This window comes from Calothrix sp. 336/3 (genome assembly GCF_000734895.2).
Classification (GTDB): domain Bacteria; phylum Cyanobacteriota; class Cyanobacteriia; order Cyanobacteriales; family Nostocaceae; genus 336-3.
Genome location: NZ_CP011382.1, coordinates 760830 through 779650 on the forward strand (window position 1 = coordinate 760830; position 18821 = coordinate 779650).

An 18821-nucleotide genomic window follows, 5' to 3' on the forward strand; every position below is an offset into this window, starting at 1 on the left:
TGATTCCGGGTAAATTTGGGTTAGTGGTAGTTATATCTCAGTTGGGTTCACTTCTATGCCGTGTCATCGGGTGTGATTGCTCGAATCATAGCAACTCTCCATCAAAATTCCTCAATGCCCGATAAGATTATCAATACCTATGGCGATCGCCTTAGAATTACAATCGATGGATCGGGCGATGGAGGAGAACGATCGCGTGATTCGGGATTTTTGTGAGGAGTTAGGGATTGAAGTGCCGTTTTAGGAAATAGGGAATGCTTAAACTAGAACGAATCGACAAACTAAAAGCTTGGCTAGATCAGTTTAGACCATTTGAACCCATGATTGTCGCCGAACTGAAAAAGCTCTATGATGTTCGTTTTACTTATAACTCCAATGCCATTGAGGGTAATACGTTAACTCAAAGCGAAACGGAATTGGTGTTAACTAAAGGCATTACAGTGGGAGGTAAAACCCTCGACGAACATTTAGAAGCGATTGGACATAAGGAGGCAATCGATTATATTGAAAGTTTAGCCCAAAAAGATACGGAAATTAATCAATGGGAAATTAAACAAATTCACAATCTAATTCTCCGCAGAATTCACCCAGAGGAAGCGGGGAGTTATCGCACTCTAGATGTGATGGCGGCAGGTACAAATTATCGTTACCCTCCCCATTATTTACTATCTCAATTAATGGGAGATTTTGTGAGTTGGCTCAATTCGGAATCTGCCTTAAAGCTGCATCCTCTGGAATACGCAACAATGGCTCATTATCAGTTTGTTTCAATCCATCCGTTCCGAGATGGGAATGGTCGAACGGCTCGATTATTAATGAATTTACTGTTAATTCGATCGGGCTATCCGATTGTGGTGATTAATAACCAAATCCGTAATGATTATATTAATGCTTTGGCATATGGGCAACAAAATCAAGATGATTTGAGTCAGCTTTATGATTTAGTTTTTGATGCCACAATCAGTTCACTTGTGGAAGTTTTAAGAATGTTGGTGACGGCAAAGAGTAGCCAGAACAAAGGACAAGGTTTTTATCAAGAGATAACGGATTTTCTCGATAAAAATGCTAGTTCTGAATGCCTGTAACGAAAAACCTCAACTATGTACCTTTAGGTTGAGGAGTGCCAAAAACAATAATAAAATCCCCGACCGAGAAAGTCAGGGATTGAACGTTGATTAACTTATAAGTATGGAAAAGGTTGACTGAAAATCAGGGAATGTCTGGGAATTACATCATACCCATACCACCCATGCCCATGCCACCCATACCCATACCACCCATACCGCCCATACCGCCCATACCGCCCATGCCACCCATGTCGGGAGCAGCAGCTTTCTTCTCTGGTTTTTCTACAACGATCGCCTCAGTAGTTAATACCATACCGGCAATAGAAGCAGCGTTTTGCAGGGCAGAGCGCACCACCTTGGCGGGATCGATAATCCCAGCCGCGATTAAGTCTTCGTATTCACCAGTAGCAGCGTTGTACCCGATGTTAAATGCAGTTTCCCGAACTTTGCTGACAACAACAGAACCCTCAACTCCGGCATTATCTGCCATTTGACATAGGGGTGCTTCTAGGCAACGGGCAACGATATCTGCACCGATTTTTTCCTCATCATTGAGGGTGTTTTTCACTTCTTCTACTTTCTGAGACAGGTGAATCAAGGTTGTACCACCACCGGGAACAATACCTTCTTCTACGGCTGCTTTTGTCGCATTTAATGCGTCTTCAATCCGTAATTTACGGTCTTTAAGTTCCGTTTCAGTTGCAGCGCCAACTTTAATTACTGCCACACCGCCAGCTAATTTGGCGATACGTTCCTGGAGTTTTTCCTTGTCGTAGTCGGAATCAGTATCGGCTAACTGCTTACGGATTTGTTCGATGCGTTTTTGCACATCTCCTGTACTTTCACCAGCAGCAACGATGGTGGTACTTTCTTTGTCGATTTCGATTTTCCGAGCTGTTCCCAACATTTCCAAAGTCGCGGTTTCCAAGTTTAAACCGATTTCTTCGGAAATCATCTGCCCACCGGTGAGGATGGCGATATCTTGTAACATTTGCTTGCGGCGATCGCCAAAACCAGGTGCTTTAATTGCCGCTACGGACAGTACACCCCGTGCTTTATTGACTACCAAAGTTGCTAGGGCATCCCCTTCTACATCTTCAGCAATCACTAGCAAGGGTTGACCAAGACGGGCAACTTTTTCCAAAACAGGAACTAATTCCTGAATATTGCCAATCTTCTTATCAGTAATCAGGATGCGAGCATTTTCATACTCAACTGTCATCCGTTCGTTATTAGTGATGAAGTAGGGAGAAATATAACCGCGATCGATTTGCATCCCCTCTACTACCTCCAATTCGGTAGTTAAGGATTTGGACTCTTCTACGGTAATTACACCATCCTTGGTGACTCTCTCCATCGCCTCTGCCAGCATATTGCCGACTTCCTCATCATTCCCAGCAGATACAGTCGCTACCTGGGCGATCGCACTTCCTTCTACGGGTTTGGCAACTTTAGCGATTTCTTGCACCAAAGCTTCCACGGTTTTGTCAATACCCCGTTTCAGGGCGATTGGGTTACTACCAGCCGCAACATTTCTTAACCCTTCCTTGATTAAGGCTTGAGCTAAAACTGTGGCAGTGGTGGTACCATCCCCAGCAGTATCCTTAGTTCTGGAGGCTACTTCCTGAATTAATCTCGCGCCAGTATTTTCTAACGGGTCTTCTAGTTCAATTTCCTTGGCAACAGTGATACCATCGTTGACAATTTGGGGCGTACCAAATTTTTTTTCTAAAAGTACGTTGCGACCTTTGGGTCCGAGAGTAATTTTCACAGCATCCGCAAGGGCATTGATACCCCTTTCTAAAGCCCGCCGTGACTCGTCATCAAATGCAACAATCTTCGCCATGTTTCACTTCTCTAGCGCTTCCATTAGACAATTTAGCACTCACAGAGCCAGAGTGCTAATCCTAAATTCTAAATTTCTGATTTTAATGTCACTATTTAGGAGTGCTATGGACGTAGCAATCATCAATAATGACAAAAAAGTGTTTAAGATACAAACAGTTAAAACGTATGGACATTGGCAGTAATAGGGGAAGGAGAAGATGAGTATATTCGACTGCCTGAAGTCCCTGGGAATTGCTGAACCAAGCGGTTCTGGCTGGTTAGCAGTGGTATTTACATTTCTATTAGCCTGGGTTGTCACCTGGCGCTTAATTCCGTCGGTGCGTAAATTTGCCCTCAAGGTTGGTTGGGCAGATCAACCCAATGCCAGAAGGCTGAACCGTGAACCTTTACCGAATGCGGGAGGATTGGCAATTTATGCTGGGGTGATTGCTGCCGTTGTTTTAGCCAGTCTCCTCCGACCAATTGAACTCCAGGGGGTACTTGCTCAAGTTCTGACAATTCTCCTAGGGGGATCGATTTTAGTCCTAGTTGGCTTCATTGATGACCAATTTGGCTTACCTCCCTCGGTGCGGATGTTGGTGCAGGTATTAACAGCATTGTTACTGGTGGCGAATGGTATCAGTGTGAAGGTTGCCATTGGCACAGCCCTAATTTCCTCAGTAATTTCCGCATTCCTAACCGTTTTTTGGGTAGTAGCTGTTACTAATGCGATTAATCTCATGGATGGGATGGATGGATTGGCTGGTGGTGTGAGCTTTATTTCTGCCATGAGTCTGTTAGCTGTTTCTGCCCAGTTTCCCAACCGCGCTGCTGCAACTTTAGTTTTGGCAGCCTTGGGAGGTGCAGCCCTAGGATTTTTACGGCATAATTTCCACCCTTCACGGATTATTATGGGCGATGCCGGAGCCTATTTCTTTGGCTATGTGTTAGCTGCTACGGCTATTCTGGGTAAGCTTCAGGTGACAACTATATTCTCGTTGTTGCCACCAGTATTATTTCTCTTAGTTCCAGTTCTAGATACAACACAAGTTGTTATCCGTAGGCTGATGGCGGGCAAAAATCCCATGAGTTCCCCAGGTAAAGACCATTTACATCATCGTCTTTTGGCTTTAGGTTTATCCCAGCGTCGGACAGCTTTGGCTTTGTGGGCGATCGCCTTGGTTTGTAATTTATTAGCCATGGTAGTGATTAAAGATATTCGCTGGGAAGTAATGGTTGTTACACCAATTACAATTATTTTCCTGTTGGGTTTAACAGTGCTGCCACGTATGCAAAGAAGAAAGGTACAAAGGGAAGGTGGCAATGGTTAATTACCGCAAATTTGGCATTTACACCAAGAACTGCCAATAGTAACTAAATTTTTATCAAAACCAATAATGATTTGCATCATATCCTCGACTGGTTTCAACCAAGTTGGGGATTGTTTTTAATGCAATACGGTTGAGTTAATGAGATTTAGTTCCGGAGGATCCTCCCAAAACCCTTGAAAAGGGGGATTTATTTCGCTCCTTTCTAAGGAGGGTTAGGGAGTATCAAGTCTTAGCTGAACGGTATTGGTTTTTAATGGTAATTTCATTAATGTAAAACTAATCCCCAAAGTTCTGCATTCTAAAATTCTAGTTAAACTTGTGCAATTAGTTCCCTAAAAGCCCTATGATAATTCAGTCCTGAGCTTTAATCTGCAAAATAACAGAGGAAAATGGCTCCTATTCAAAGAATATTAATTTTCTTAAAGTTTTATGATAAAATTAATCATAATAAACCAATTTTGTGCTGTTTGCACCTCTCTAGCCTTTAGTAATACTTCATCCCCAGCACATATTTATCACCCTAAAGGAGTAAATATTGGGGCTACTAGATGAACAATTACTAGTCTTGATAAGAAGATAAAGTCAATTAAGTTCTGATTACTATAACCAGATTTTTGTTATATTCCAAATATTTCCTAAATAAGTTTTTTATAGTAATTATTCCTATGTCCAAACATCATTCTCTAGTTTGCGTATGTCATCACTGAAAGACCACAAAATAGATATTTTAGGTAATATCCCTTTTATCACAATTCACGTTAGTGGCTTATTAATATTTTGGGTAGGTTTTAGTTGGACTGCTCTAATTACCTGTCTAACTCTCTGGCTCATACGAATGTTTGGTATCACAGCAGGATATCACCGTTATTTTTCCCACCGCACCTACAAGACAACACGTTGGTTCCAGTTTATTTTGGCTGTTTTAGGTAATTCTTCAGCTCAATTGGGTCCCCTATGGTGGGCAGCCCATCATCGTCACCATCATCGCTATTCAGACGAACCACAGGATGTTCATTCCCCTCTCGTCCATGGTTTTTGGTGGTCGCACATTGGTTGGGTAATGTGTCCGAAAAATTCCCAAACGGATGAAAAGCAGGTTAGAGATTTTGCCAAATATCCAGAATTGCGGTGGTTAAATCGCTTTCATATGGCTGTTCCCATCGCACTTGCGATTCTTGTGACAATCGTCGGAGTATTGTTTCAAGAGTATATCCCTCAGCTCAAAACAACTGCTTTACAGATGCTGGTGTGGGGATTTTGTTTAAGTACTTTGCTGCTTTATCATACGACTTTCACGATTAACTCTCTAGCTCACGTTTTTGGTTATCGTCGTTTTGACACACCAGATAGTAGTCGTAATAATTGGTTTTTAGCTCTCATCACCCTAGGTGAAGGTTGGCACAACAATCATCATTATTATCCGATGTCAGAGCGGCAGGGTTTTTACTGGTGGGAAATAGATATTACCCACTACATCCTGAAGTTACTTTCATGGTTCAAAATCGTTTGGGATTTAAAAACCCCTCCCAAAAAAATCTACCTCCGATCTCAAAGCTCTTAAAAATACTCAGAACCTGATAGTATTGCTAGCGATCGCCAAGGTATGGATTTTGTGTCATACTCCCGCGCTGATACAAGCATCTCGACTGCTGATGTATCCACCATTGTAGAGTCAAGAAAATTCTGCTTATCTTGCAATACTAAGCAACTCACCCTATGACTACCGCACCCCTAAGCTGGCAAGAACTAGCAAAACTCACGAACTATCAAATCGATACCGTTAATGGTCCCACCAACCCTAGAGCCAGGTTGCGCTTGTTTGGGCAATCGGAAGCGGATGTACGGGTAACGCTGTACCGTGATAACCATGCTTGGTGTCCTTACTGTCAAAAAGTTTGGTTATGGTTAGAGGAAAAACGCATACCCTACCGCATTGAGAAAGTGACCATGTTCTGTTATGGGGAAAAAGAAAGTTGGTACAAACGTAAGGTACCTTCAGGAATGCTCCCCGCAATTGAGCTAGATGGGCGAATTATCAAGGAAAGCGATGATATTTTAATTGCTTTGGAAAAGGTTTTTGGTCCCTTGAACCAGGGAATGACAGAGCGCGCGGTGTTACCTCTACGTCAATTAGAGCGAATTTTATTTAGAGCTTGGTGTGCTTGGTTGTGCTATCCAGCCAGTTCTCCGCAGCAGGAAAAACGCAACCGAGAACAATTTGTAGGAGTGGTGACTAGGGTTGAGGAGGCTCTAGCTAGTACCCCAGGACCTTACTTTCTCGATAGTTTCGGTACTGTTGATGTAATTTTTACACCCTATGTCGAGCGGATGAATGCTAGCCTTTACTATTACAAAGGGTATTCTCTGCGGGAAGAAAACCCTGGATTCAGAGCATGGTTCGCGGCAATGGAAACCCGACCAACTTACTGCGGGACTCAGAGCGATTTTCATACCCACGCCCACGATTTACCGCCCCAGATGGGGGGTTGTTGGGAAAATGGTGAACCCCAGATGCTGGTGAATAAAGCTAGGGTGGATAGGGGTCCTTGGTTTGGGTTACCAGATGTGACTTATCCAGAACCGGAAAACTCCCGGATGGAGGCTCTACAAAGGGTTATTCAGCATCGTGTGAATATTATTCGTGTCAACCCTGCCGATGATACATTGTTTGATCAAGCCCTGCGTTGTGCCTTAACACAGATGATGACTGGGGAAGATTGTGTACCTCCATCGGGTTCTGATGTGGCTCTACGATATTTGCGCGATCGCGTTAATGTCCCTAGGGATATGTCTATCTACGCAGCCAAGCGATTACGGGAATCTCTGGAAAAAACCGCAGCTCTTGTGGGTGATGGACAACCAGAACCGCTTCCCACTCAGCACCGACGAGATCAAGATCCTGCAAATTTTAAGCCGTTGCATATTTAATTTGTCAGCATAAGTGAACAGGTACAGGGCGATCGCGAGTCTATACAAGTAGCCGTCATGGACTGCTTACACCAAAAGCAATGAAAGAGTTGTTCCCCTACTTAGGGTCTGCGGAAAAAGTCTTTTAGTGGGGGTAGGGAACAGGGAACAGGGAAGAGTTTTACCTTCATTTTTTCTGTTTTTCTGGACTCTCATAAACCTAAATGCGAGTTTTTTTAACCTCAACCCCTTATTTACTTGCACTTTCCCCAGAAAGCAAATGCTGAAGGCATTGATAAATCAATATTTTATAGTTATTCCGCAAGCCCCACTTACTACTTAATTTCAGGTGGGTGTTGAAAATTGTCGTTATGACAGGGTGGTAGGGGTAGGGAGCATCCCTATTTTGCAAAAATAAAATTTGGGCGTTGCATAATGGCAGTATGAATTGAGGTGTAACTTGATGGAATGTCCACGTTGTGGGTCGTCTCACACCCGTAAAAATGGCAAGAAAAGAGGTAAACAAAATCACATTTGTTGTGATTGTAATCGCCAATTCATTGATCGCTATGAACCGCCCCAGGGATACAGTGATGAAGTGAAGCGGGAATGCCTAAAAATGTACGTTAATGGTATGGGATTTCGCGCCATCGAACGGGTCAAAGGCGTTCATCACACAACATTGATTACTTGGGTAAAACTTGTGGGAGAACTGCTACCTGAGACCTATGATCCAGAGACAATTCCAGAAGTTGGCGAACTTGATGAGCTAGAAACTTTCGTCGGCTCAAAAAAAACAAAATCTGGCTTTGGACAGCAGTAAATCACTTCAAACAAGGTATTTTAGCGTGGGTTTTGGGCGACCATAGCGCCGAAACTTTTCGACCGTTATGGGATATTGTGGGTACTTGGCAATGCTATTTTTATGTCACGGATGGATGGTTGGTCTATCCAGGCTTTATTCCTGAAGGCGACCAGATTGTTAGCAAGACTTACATGACACGAGTTGAGGGGGAAAACACCCGACTGCGCCACTATCTCGCTCGATTGCATCGTAAAACGCTATGTTATTCCAAATCAGTACAAATGCTGAGGTATTCAATTCGATTGTTACTTTATTATCTCCGATTTTCGGATGCTCCGATTCCTCAATGATTCATACCGCGATTATGCAACGCCAAAATTTGTTGTAGTGGGAGCATCTTGCTCCCTAATCTCCAGGAAACGGGCGCGAAGCCCGCACTACAAAAACAAATGGAGGTAAGTAAACAGTTCTCAGCCAACTTTTTAAATTGCATACCCCTGTTTTTGTCAGATATAGAAAAACTCAGGTATCAAAATAACCCTGATTATTAGACAAATTAACGGAGACATCAAGATGAAGACAAATAAAAAAGCGATCGCGGGATTTTCGTTGGTATTAACTAGCGTATTAGGTAGTGCGATCGCGGTTAGTTCTTGGTATGGTGTGAATGCGCAAACTACGAATAAAAAACCCACAAATCCATCGAATAACCAATCTGCTCCCCAATTTACCCGTTCTCAAGATGCGAAGGGTTTTCAATTAACAGGTAAGGGAAAAGCGTTTCAACCCAAAAACCTTCCCCTTGCAAAAAAACCCGATGAAGTAGCTGGAAAAAGGGGTATTATTGGCTGGGATGACCGCACACCAATGTTAAGCCGCAAATATCCGTGGTCGGCGATTGGTCGGGTGCAAGGTTTTGACACCGAAGGTAAAGGTTATCACTGCACGGGAACATTAATTAGTGAAGATGTTGTCCTGACAAATGCTCATTGTGTGATTAACCCGGAAACGCGACAATTTAGCAAAGAAGTCTTTTTTGCACCAAATGTCATTAATGGTCAAGTTGCCGATAAAGCAGATGTTGCTAAGGTAACAAATGTAATTTACGGTACGGATTTTTCTGGAAGTGGGTTATCTAATCAACAAAATGATTGGGCAATTTTAAAATTAGATAAAGCCATCGGTCGCAAGTATGGTTATTTAGGTTGGACAAATATTCCCAGTTCGGATTTAATTCGGAATAGAGGTAAATATATTTTTGTTGGTTATTCGGGTGATTTTCCTGATAATAACCGTCGAGGTTACGAAGGATTTACTGCGGGTTTGGGTTGGACAGCAAGCGCACAAGTTGGTTGCAGTATTGTCGATGCAAAAGATAGCGTACTTTACCACGATTGTGATACAACTGGTGGTTCTTCTGGTGGAGCAATCATTGGTATTATTAACGGTGAACCACGTATTGTTGCTTTAAATAATGCAGAACTTCGAGACAAAAAAGGTCAAGGTGTGATTAATTTAGCTGTTCCCCTCGACTTTTTAGAAAAACTATCGCGATAGATGATGGAGCAACTTTAGCTCCTCTACATTCTTTAGAGTATCAGCTCTTCGCTCTCTTCTAGTAAGTTCTACAATGCTAGAATTTAATTTGCTTGAGACTTGAGAAACTCACTCACAACTTGCTCTACAGGACGAGATTGCTTATCCACAAGATAATTCATTTTTTGCATGGCATCTGCGGAGACTTTGCCGACTAGTTGATTGATGATAGTGATTAATTCTGGATATTTTTCTAAGGTTGCTTGATTGAAGATGGGAACAGCTTCATAGGGAGGAAAATACTGTTTATCATCTTCTAAAATTGTTAATTTAAAAACAGGAATTAAGCCATCTGTAGAACTGCCGGCAACTAAATCGACTTTCTTTTCTACTAAAGCTTGATACATCAATCCTAATTCCATTTGTTGGGGAGGTTTGCTAAATTTCAAGCCGTAGGTTTTGGCTAAACCAGGATAACCATCTGCGCGTTCGATAAATTCATAACCAAATCCAGCTTGCCATTGGGGGGTATATTTTGCTGCTTGGGAAAGGGTTTTAATTTGTAAACGCTTGGCATCTTCGCCGCGAATCACAATTGCAAAGGTATTATTAAAGCCGAGGGATGGTAAAACTGCTAATTTAAATTTATCTTGGTATGCTTGTTTTACCTGTGTATAAACTACTTGGGGATTGTTGATGGGTTTCTGTTTCAGAATAGCTGTTAAGGCAGTCCCTGTATAGTCTACATAACCATCTATTTTACCTGTCCGTACTGCTTCATGGCAGATAAAAGTTCCTCCTAAATTAAAGCGTCTATCAACTTTATATTTAGTAGTAGATTCGATTTTTTGAGCTAGCAATTCTCCTAAAATTACTTGTTCGGTAAAATTTTTGGAACCAATAATAATTGTGGGCGATGTTTGGGGAAAAGCGAGGGTGACACCGAATAAAAATATTGCAATAAATATGCCAACAGCTAGAAGAAATTTGCGTTGGGTGAAGATTTTTTGAGATTTCGGCTGACTTAACTGTGTTTCTACCAATCCTAAGAGAAAATCTGCTCCTAGAGCGATGACAGCAGCAGGTATTGCTCCAGCAAAAATTAATTGATTATTAGCTGTAGAAATGCCACGAAAAATAAATACACCCAATCCACCACCACCGATCGCCGCAGCAATTGTTGCCACACCCACGGAAATTACCGTTGCTACCCTGACTCCAGCCAAAATTACCCCGGAAGCGAGGGGGATTTCTACCTGAGTTAACAATTGCCAGTCTGTCATCCCCATCCCTTTCCCTGCTTCCCGAATCGCGGGATCGACATTTTTAATCCCAATATAGGTATTGCGAATTAGGGGTAGTAATGCATAAAGCGTCAGAGCGACGATCGCCGGATTTTTACCAATTCCTCCCAGGAGGGGAAAAGATATAAGGAAGCCAAAAATTGCTAAACTGGGTATGGTTTGTAGGGCGTTGGCAATACCGAGAATGGGGGGAGCAAGTCGCGGTTGCCGGGTAAGAAGAATTCCTAGGGGAATACCAATGGCGATCGCAACTATTATCGCAACGGCTACTAGTATTAAATGTTCTCCAGAACGCAGAAGTATTTCCGAAAAATTACTGATGAGAAACAAGGTTTCCTCCTGACGATTAAGCTGTTTTCCCTTCCCATCCCTGCAAACAAGCGATGAAAGCTTTTGCCTCTGGGTGGGGAGATTGGAGGAATTCGGCTTTCGTACCTAGGGCAACTAAATTGCCTGCACACATTAAACCGATACGGGTTGCCAAGAAAAAAGCTTCTTGAATGTCGTGGGTGACAAAAATTACAGTTTTTCCTAGTTGTGTTTGCAATTCTTGGAACTGCTGCTGTAATTCTAAACGAGTTATGGGATCGAGTGCGCCGAATGGCTCATCCATTAATAATATCGGTGGATCGGCTGCTAATGCTCTAGCAACACCGACTCTTTGACGCTGTCCTCCGGATAGTTGTTGGGGATAGCGTTGAGTGAATACCTGCGGCTCTAAGCCTACTAAGTGTAGCATTTCCCTGACCCGTGACTCAATCCTGCGTGGTGCCCATTTTTCTAGGGAGGGAACAAGGGCAATATTTTCTCCTACGGTTAAATGGGGGAATAAGCCGATATCCTGGATAACATAGCCGATGCTGCGTCTGAGTTTTATCCCATCCCATCGGGTTGTAGCTTGTAAATTTCCGGAAATATCCCTAACTAAAACTTCTCCTTGGGTGGGTAGTAGTAGCTGATTGATTAATTTTAATGTTGTTGTTTTACCACTTCCGCTACGTCCGAGTAAAATCAGAGCTTCCCCTTGATAAATTGTCAGATTGAGGTTGGATAGTAGGGAACGCTGATTAATCTGGAAACTCACATCCCGAAACTCAATTTCTGGTATTTGGGGCATGAAATTTACTGAATATTTGGATACATGGAGCAGTATACTAATTCCACCGCTTAACTATATACCATATAGAACCCATTTGGGATCTATCTAAGCAGTTGCCAGTCTTTTAAGCATTAGTCGAACAAAACAAAGATTAACCTTGGTGGTAGAATTCTTAAGAGTTCTTTCAAAATTCTTGACCAAACTTTTACATCTCTCTATCCAAGAGTTGGTTCTTTCTATGACCCACCTTGCTTTGACTGGAACAAATCCTATCTTTACCTCTTTTTCTTTTTGGGCTTTGGATGGTTTTGGTGATAGTTTAAATTTAATCTTGGTCATTATTTGCGGATAGATTTTCTTTAACTCTTCCTCTAATTTTTCTGGGTGATATCCATTATCAAGAAGGATAGTAATTTTAGGAATATTAACGGGTTTCGATTTGAAATAATCAATGTTGTCTGACAACATTTCAATTAATCCTTGGTCATCAGATACCGACGCTTTGGTACAGTGAGTAAAAAAAGGGAACCCTAAAGTATCTACAGCTAAGTGCCTTTTAATACCATTTGTAGACTTGTAGAAACAGAACCCTTTCGTCTCTAAACTAGCATTACAAGTATTCTTTACAGCTTGTGAATCAATAATGATTAAGGTTGTCCATTTCGGTTTTTTTTACCTGTTCGCGCACTTGTTCATACAGAGTATCTCGGATATTGTCAATTATTCCTTCTTCTCGCCACTGTTTGTAATGCCAGAATACAGTTGAGTAAGGAGGCAAGTCTTTGGGCAAGTCACACCAATTACAGCCATTTTTTAGCTGAGACAGAACCCCATCTAAGATTTCTCTTTTACTCCAAGTTGGAGGTTTGGTTCTCTTTTTCTTAGGTAAGAGGGGTTCAATAATTTCCCACTCCTTATCCGTCAAACTACTTGAATAGCCCATTGTCTCTTGATTCACTCAGGTTATGGAAGGTGCTTCGCTCCTTTCACAACCTGTGCTTAAGGGCGATCGCATTACTAAATGTCTACTTAGTAATCACCATTTTTGATTATTATACCGGAGAATGTAAAGATACCAAATGGGTTCTATAACGTAGTGCAATCGCCTACCGCTGGCAGGTACGCCATGGCAAATTGATGTAATTTCGCAACAAGATAGTTTATCTATTCTAAATTGTTCTTATTATTAGCATTACGCCTTTTCGCTTGGCGAGTTTTTACGTTAGCACGCAGCACCTTGAGTTGATAGGGGTCAGCATCCTTTCGCCAGGATAACTGATATCCTTTAAGTGTTGCACAGTGGTCTGCCAAACATTTGAGCCAACCAGAGCGATGACTAATGTTACGCCAATTATCCAGCAGCCCCCAGTCCTCTTCTTGGCAAGTTAGCTTGGCAAACTTCTCGTAAAGCGGATAGTCAGAGGTAACTAAAGCATCTTTTTGGTGCAACACTGGGGGGTCATCATCAGTATCATAGTCTCGATAGGTGACATGCAAATCACGCAGGTCAATTTTCATACTCGTGTGTAATCCCGGATGGGGGTCAGTATCAAAGTCAGGGTAAAAGAAATAAGAAATTTTTGGTTTTTTGGTATGGAATTTAATGACATTGGCTTCATCTAATCGCCCTATAGTACGACTGGCGCAACCTTCGTAAAGGCGCAGTAGCGGATCGAGGGCTTGTAGGGCCGATATGTGAACCCAGAGAGAATTGGGTAATTTTTTCCCAATTTGACTATTTTGGCAACGTTCTACAATAATTTCAGAATTGCCCAAGCTGTGCAGCATTTGATCCGCATTTAGCCAAGCTTGTTTGTACGTACCAAATAAGGCTAAAATATCCTGTTGCGCTGACGGCGCTAATTCTCCTAATTTTGGGCGACGGCTGAATTGACAAAGCGCCAAATAAACCAGCAAATCTTGACGGCGTTTTTCAGTAATTGCCTCCCATTCTTGTGGGTCTGTCGCTTGCAAAATTACTTGGAAAGCACGCCGTAAACTGCCAAATTCTGCATTTATGTCAGCTTCTTGTGACAGTTCACCTTTAATTGGCAAGCGACCGCGTTCGGTAACAAAAGACATCAGGGGAGTGAGCAGTTCCTGATAGTCCTCAAATCGCTTGACGTGAGAACGAACTCTGGGTGTAGTAGCACGAGAACGAAAGCGGGAAGCACGAAATAATTGCGCTTGAGCTTCATCTCGAAAAACGAAGTAAACACCCAAAGCTACAGGAATGGCATCAACACCAAGAACTTGGTCGATGTAGATTTTTAGTTCTTCTTGCTCGTAATATTTCTGGAAGGTGTTGCGGGTTGTCACTACCCCATCGCCGTAAGCGATTGTACCTTTATTGGTATCCGCAAGGGTGACTTGAGCAGCAACAAGCAAAACTTTACGAGTAAGTTCCCAGGCTTTGACTAATGTTTCTCGGCGATCGCCCGTGTCTTCGATAACATTAATCACATAACCAAGATTAACGATATCAGCAGTTGTTCTGGGAGTATCTGGTAAGTAATAAGGGTCCCATCCTGTGCTGGTATAGCCTTGTTGTGCGATGCGAGTAACATCACCGCCATGTCCACAACCATAATCAAAAAAAGTTGTGTCTGGTGTAAATAAGCCAGCTTCTAAAGCTGTGCGTACAGGACGGGAAAAGTCATTGCGAACAATTGCTGCTTTATGACGATCTATCTGGCGCGATGGCGAAACGCCCGCTGCAGGCGATCGCGATTCACCAGTACTGCTTGCTGCTTGGCATTGGATGAGACAATGACCTTGCAGTTTTACATTATAGGCTTTTAAACGTTCTTCCCATCCTCGGCGTGTACCAATACTTATGGAATTATTTAGTAAACCCAACGCTTCTTGAGCGCGGGTAAGTTCTGCAAACTCTTGGTAAAGTGGATATTCGGGTGTTACAAAAGTTTCTTTACGGTGGAGAATAAAGGGATTACTTGAAGTGCCGTAGTCGCGGTGTGTGACTTGTAGAGTTTCCAAATCAACTTGGATGCTGGCTTGTAATGCTGGATGTGGATCGGTGTCGAAGTCGGGATAGAACAGGTAAGAAATTTTTGGGTTACTAGTGCTAAATTTTACAATTGTTGCACTTTGAGCTTGGGTAGTAGCACTTCTGGCGCAGCTTTCATATTGTTGCAGCAAGTCTTCAAGAGCGTGCAGCGCCCAAACATGGACATAAAAAGCATCAGGTAGATTTTTCCCAACCGGACTGCGTTTGCAAGCCCGAGCAATTATGTTCAAATCATATCTATTAGATAGCTGTGGCTCCGATGTATCACAGGTTGCCTGAATTATGTTAAAACTGTTATCGCTTGAAGCCATAGCGCTCATTAGTGGAGAGGTACTGTCAGCAAAATTACTCAAGCATGAGTGGAGATTGCAATTTTCCCATAATAATTAGGATTTTAATCCCTTTTGAATTATGGTTTATTAACTTATAAAACTGAAAATTATGGGAAAGCAAATTGCCCTAAATTTAAATGGCGATATCAAAAAAACAATTCATGTTAACCCAGTTTTTGCCCGCCATGAAACCTTTCACCCGCGCTACGGCTGGATTAAGAAAGGTTTTGAGGCTGCAAGAGATGATTCGGGTATCTTCCTGCGCGAGGAGGCTCCTGTGCGGCTAGGTGTTGGGAAAAATATGGCGAGTGCTATTCGCTACTGGTGTCATGCGTTTAAGGTGTTGGAAAAGGATGCCCCTTCTGAGTTTGGTGCTCAACTTTTAGGAGAAAATGGTTGGGACCCTTTTCTAGAAGACCCAGCAACACTATGGCTTTTACATTGGAACTTATTGAAGCCAAGCTGTAATGCTGCGGCTTGGTATTTCGCCTTTAATCTTTTTCGACAAAATGAATTTACCCAAGAAGAGTTATTCAATGGTTTATGCGACTACAGAGATAGCATTGCACCTCGCATTGCTGAGTCTTCTTTAAAGAAAGATATCACTTGTATTTTACGAATGTATGTTGAGCAAGGAAGTACAAAAACAGGTGTGAGTGAAGATAGTTTAGACTGCCCTTTTACTGGTTTGGGAATTATTTATCGAGCAGGCGACTCAAGACATTATATGTTCCGTGTTGGTGAGAAAGGAAATTTACCAGCAGAAATGATTGTGGCAGCTTGTCTTGAGTATGCTAGTTTGGTTGGGCGCGAACAAAGAACTATTTCCGTTGCTCGTTTAATTTACGATATTGGCAGTCCAGGAATGGTATTTAAGCTTGCAGAAAATGCTGTATACAACGCGATTGAACAAGTAACAAGAAGTTGCAATTCAATAATGCTTTCTGATGCTGCTGGTTTAATTCAATTTTCATACACAGAGGAGCCATCGGCTTTAGCTCTAGATATCTTAGACAAGTATTACCAAGGGGCAGTTGGTGGAACAAAATGACAAATAAATCTTTATCAGAATATTTTAGTCTCCAGCGTCGCTATTTTCGTTCCATCAATGTTGAGCGAGATTTAGAAAAAATTGATGCAATGCTTGGGTATATCCCTACGGAAAGGTCAGTTAATGCTATCAAACGCATTTTAGCTGGTATGGGAGGAGTCTCTAGCCACCGAGCTTGGACAATGACCGGCGTATATGGTACAGGTAAATCTGCTTTTGCCCATTTTTTCGCCTCGTTGTGTGCCCCTTCAAACAGCGAGATACGTCAAAAGGCTATGGAAATAGCATTACATAATTTTGGCTCTGACAGTTTTGAATATCTAACTCTTCAAGAAAAGATACCAAAGCAAGGTTTGTTTCGTGCTGTAGCTACCGCCCAAAGAGAGCCGTTAAGTAATACAATTGTGCGAGCATTACTCCGAGGTACAGAAATTTTTTGGTCGCCAGCACAGTTAAATAAAATTAGTATTGCTCAAAAACTTTTAGACCTGGATACACAAGCTGCAACGGGAGGAACTGTAGATAGTCGAGAAATTCCTAGCTTAATCAAGGAATTAGGAGAAGCTGCTAAAACTGATATTTTATTAATTATTGATGAGCTAGGTAAGAATTTAGAATTTGCAGTCCAAAATCAAGGTGTCGAAGATTTATATCTACTACAGCAATTAGCTGAGTTACCTAAGAGAAAAGAATTAAACATATATATTGTCGGGATATTACACCAAGCATTTGCTGAATATGGAGAAAGATTAGCTTCTTTACAACGCAACGAGTGGGCAAAGATTCAAGGAAGATTTGAAGATATTCCGTTTCAAGATTCTCCGACACAAATGACGCGCTTGATTGGTCAAGTAATTGACCGTTCAAAAGCAGAAAAAATTAGTTGTTCAGTCAATAATCTAGCCGCAGAATGGTTGGAGAGTCTGCCAAAAGATATTAAAGATGATTATACACAAGAACTGGTAGAAGATACCTACCCATTACATCCAATTACAGCGTTTGTCTTACCAATGTTATGCACGAGGTATGCTCAAAATGACCGTTCTTTGTTTACTTTTCTTACCAGTGCAGAACCCTTTTCATTTAAAAATTTCCTTGTAGAAACTAAGATTGAAAGGAATGCTTTACCAACTTTAAAGCTGGATTGGGTTTACGATTATTTTATTGAAGCTGTGGGAACAGGTTTAGCATCTCGACCAAATCTCCAGCGTTGGGTAGAAATTCAAAACCTGATCGATGATGCGAAACGCCTAGATGTTGATAGTCTGCGAGTTTTAAAAGCTATTGGTATTTTAAACCTCGTGACGACCACAGGTGCAATGCGAGCCACGCGCACATTAGTAACCTTGGCGATGTGCGACAGTCCTACAGATAGCAATAAAAATCAGTGGGAACAAATAATTGATCGGCTGCTGCAAAAAAATATAATTAACCATCGTCGCCAATTAGATGAGTTGCGAATTTGGCAAGGATCTGATTTTAATGTTGATAGCGAACTAGCGAATTACATCGCTCTAGAGCGATCGCATTTATCAGAAATTCTATCTACCATCCGTCCCCTCACGCCAATAGTCGCCCAGCGTCATAGTTATCAAACAGGTACAATACGTTATTTTGAGCGCCGCTATCTCGATACTCTACAAGATTTAACTAAATTGCATTGTTCAAGCAACGACTGTGATGGTTTGGTTGGTTACTGGGTGGATGAGGCAAAACTAACCGAAGTCCCTGCAAGCACATCTGACGGTAAGCCTTTAATTATATTATCTGCCGCCAACTTAGATATATTACGAATTCGAGCGCGGGAATTTGCAGCACTGAAAAAAATTCAAACTAGCGCACCTGAGTTACAAACCGATGGCGTAGCTAGAAAGGAAGTACGCTTTCGACTGGTACAGGCGGAGCAATTTTTAGACGAAACTCTATCGCAAACTTTTGACGTTACTGCAAATTCTCACGGTTGTTGGGTTCAAGGTAAACAAGAAAATATCACCCGCACAACAGATTTTAATGCCAAATTATCAGATGTATGCGATGAAGTTTACAACCAAGGTGTAACGCTTTGGAATGAGTTAATCAATCGTCGAGAGTTAACCTCTCAAGGTGCTAAGGCGAGGCGGGAACTGATCGAGGCGATCCTACAAAACCCAGAAGATGAAAGACTAGGTTTGCAAGGGTATGGCCCCGAAATCTGTATATATTATTCTGTACTGGGTAAAACGGGAATTCATCGTCAAGAAAGCGGAGATTTTGGATTTTATCCACCAGATGAAACGTCAGGTGTGCAGACAATTTGGCAAGCCATCGATGATTTTTGCTTGCAAGCCAAGGAGAAATCACAGACTTTAGATAAACTCTACACTATTTTAGAAGCATCTCCTTACGGGGTTAAACGAGGGGTAATTCCGGTACTGTTGGCGGGTGTTTTGTTGTACCACGCTGATGATGTTGGTGTTTATAAGGATGGAACGTTTATCCCGGTTTTGGGAAGCGAACATTTTGAGTTGTTACTGAGCCACTCCTCCGAATAGAAT

General features: G+C 42.1%; 15 protein-coding genes. 8 read left to right on the forward strand and 7 right to left on the reverse strand.

Going from position 1 to position 18821, the window contains the following annotated elements; genetic code table 11:
- The first annotated feature begins 254 nt into the window (after positions 1-254).
- Positions 255-1085 (forward strand): Fic family protein, encoded by an 831-nt coding sequence (locus IJ00_RS03040; RefSeq protein ID WP_046814702.1) that lies wholly within the window; start codon positions 255-257, stop codon positions 1083-1085.
- Between the two features lie 142 nt (positions 1086-1227).
- Here IJ00_RS03040 and groL read toward each other — a convergent pair whose 3' ends face one another.
- Complete coding sequence (gene groL / locus IJ00_RS03045) at positions 1228-2913, reverse strand: chaperonin GroEL (RefSeq protein ID WP_035149954.1); 1686 nt, start codon at positions 2911-2913, stop codon at positions 1228-1230.
- A gap of 199 nt (positions 2914-3112) precedes the next feature.
- Between groL and IJ00_RS03055 the strand changes: the two genes are divergently transcribed.
- Positions 3113-4225, forward strand: a complete 1113-nt coding sequence (locus IJ00_RS03055) for an MraY family glycosyltransferase (protein WP_035149960.1) — start codon at positions 3113-3115, stop codon at positions 4223-4225.
- Positions 4226-4919: 694 nt separating this feature from the next.
- The gene (locus tag IJ00_RS03060; protein ID WP_035149962.1) at positions 4920-5786 is read left to right on the forward strand and encodes a fatty acid desaturase; all 867 of its coding nucleotides are present in this window, start codon (positions 4920-4922) and stop codon (positions 5784-5786) included.
- On the opposite strand, the gene IJ00_RS28695 is transcribed toward IJ00_RS03060, so the two are convergent.
- Entirely contained in the window at positions 5783-5938 is a 156-nt protein-coding gene (locus IJ00_RS28695) for a hypothetical protein (protein WP_168163408.1), read from the reverse strand. The genes IJ00_RS03060 and IJ00_RS28695 overlap by 4 nt on opposite strands.
- A 3-nt stretch (positions 5939-5941) precedes the next feature.
- On the opposite strand from IJ00_RS28695, the gene IJ00_RS03065 reads away from it, so the two are divergent.
- The 3 genes from IJ00_RS03065 to IJ00_RS03075 all read left to right on the forward strand — a co-directional run bounded on the left by IJ00_RS03065 (position 5942) and on the right by IJ00_RS03075 (position 9494).
- Positions 5942-7153 carry a glutathione S-transferase family protein gene (locus IJ00_RS03065; protein ID WP_035149964.1) on the forward strand — a complete coding sequence of 404 codons (1212 nt, stop codon included), beginning with the start codon at positions 5942-5944 and terminating at the stop codon, positions 7151-7153.
- A 442-nt stretch (positions 7154-7595) separates the two neighbouring features.
- A protein-coding gene (locus tag IJ00_RS27480) for an IS1 family transposase (RefSeq protein ID WP_144415972.1) occupies positions 7596-8287 on the forward strand; the annotation gives its coding sequence in 2 pieces (ribosomal slippage) (positions 7596-7920 and positions 7920-8287; 693 coding nt in all).
- Positions 8288-8510: 223 nt separating this feature from the next.
- Positions 8511-9494, forward strand: coding sequence for a serine protease (locus tag IJ00_RS03075; protein ID WP_035149965.1), 984 nt, complete (start codon positions 8511-8513; stop codon positions 9492-9494).
- An 83-nt stretch (positions 9495-9577) separates the two neighbouring features.
- Here IJ00_RS03075 and IJ00_RS03080 read toward each other — a convergent pair whose 3' ends face one another.
- From IJ00_RS03080 to IJ00_RS03100, 5 genes are all read right to left on the reverse strand, one after another.
- Positions 9578-11107 carry a glycine betaine ABC transporter substrate-binding protein gene (locus IJ00_RS03080; RefSeq protein ID WP_035149967.1) on the reverse strand — a complete coding sequence of 510 codons (1530 nt, stop codon included), beginning with the start codon at positions 11105-11107 and terminating at the stop codon, positions 9578-9580.
- 16 nt (positions 11108-11123) lie between these two features.
- The gene (locus IJ00_RS03085; RefSeq protein WP_035149969.1) at positions 11124-11894 is read right to left on the reverse strand and encodes an ATP-binding cassette domain-containing protein; all 771 of its coding nucleotides are present in this window, start codon (positions 11892-11894) and stop codon (positions 11124-11126) included.
- A gap of 87 nt (positions 11895-11981) precedes the next feature.
- Entirely contained in the window at positions 11982-12524 is a 543-nt protein-coding gene (locus IJ00_RS03090) for a transposase (protein WP_201782693.1), read from the reverse strand.
- Positions 12514-12834, reverse strand: coding sequence for a transposase (locus IJ00_RS03095; protein WP_238178419.1), 321 nt, complete (start codon positions 12832-12834; stop codon positions 12514-12516). The genes IJ00_RS03090 and IJ00_RS03095 overlap by 11 nt, the downstream gene beginning before the upstream one ends.
- Before the next feature lie 206 nt (positions 12835-13040).
- Complete coding sequence (locus tag IJ00_RS03100) at positions 13041-15215, reverse strand: DNA phosphorothioation-associated putative methyltransferase (protein WP_035158330.1); 2175 nt, start codon at positions 15213-15215, stop codon at positions 13041-13043.
- Between the two features lie 130 nt (positions 15216-15345).
- Here IJ00_RS03100 and IJ00_RS03105 point away from each other — a divergent pair, with 130 nt between their 5' ends.
- Together IJ00_RS03105 and IJ00_RS03110 are read left to right on the forward strand one after the other, a co-directional pair.
- Positions 15346-16287 carry a DUF4007 family protein gene (locus IJ00_RS03105; RefSeq protein WP_046814703.1) on the forward strand — a complete coding sequence of 314 codons (942 nt, stop codon included), beginning with the start codon at positions 15346-15348 and terminating at the stop codon, positions 16285-16287.
- Positions 16284-18818, forward strand: coding sequence for a hypothetical protein (locus IJ00_RS03110; RefSeq protein WP_238178420.1), 2535 nt, complete (start codon positions 16284-16286; stop codon positions 18816-18818). The genes IJ00_RS03105 and IJ00_RS03110 overlap by 4 nt, the downstream gene beginning before the upstream one ends.
- Positions 18819-18821 lie beyond the last annotated feature (3 nt).

Coding starts and splice junctions, on each gene's coding strand:
- IJ00_RS03040 (WP_046814702.1), top strand. CDS start 255: ATGCTTAAACTAGAACGAATCGACAAACTAAAAGCTTGGCTAGATCAG.
- groL (WP_035149954.1), bottom strand. CDS start 2,913: ATGGCGAAGATTGTTGCATTTGATGACGAGTCACGGCGGGCTTTAGAA.
- IJ00_RS03055 (WP_035149960.1), top strand. CDS start 3,113: ATGAGTATATTCGACTGCCTGAAGTCCCTGGGAATTGCTGAACCAAGC.
- IJ00_RS03060 (WP_035149962.1), top strand. CDS start 4,920: ATGTCATCACTGAAAGACCACAAAATAGATATTTTAGGTAATATCCCT.
- IJ00_RS03065 (WP_035149964.1), top strand. CDS start 5,942: ATGACTACCGCACCCCTAAGCTGGCAAGAACTAGCAAAACTCACGAAC.
- IJ00_RS03075 (WP_035149965.1), top strand. CDS start 8,511: ATGAAGACAAATAAAAAAGCGATCGCGGGATTTTCGTTGGTATTAACT.
- IJ00_RS03085 (WP_035149969.1), bottom strand. CDS start 11,894: ATGCCCCAAATACCAGAAATTGAGTTTCGGGATGTGAGTTTCCAGATT.
- IJ00_RS03100 (WP_035158330.1), bottom strand. CDS start 15,215: ATGGCTTCAAGCGATAACAGTTTTAACATAATTCAGGCAACCTGTGAT.
- IJ00_RS03105 (WP_046814703.1), top strand. CDS start 15,346: ATGGGAAAGCAAATTGCCCTAAATTTAAATGGCGATATCAAAAAAACA.
- IJ00_RS03110 (WP_238178420.1), top strand. CDS start 16,284: ATGACAAATAAATCTTTATCAGAATATTTTAGTCTCCAGCGTCGCTAT.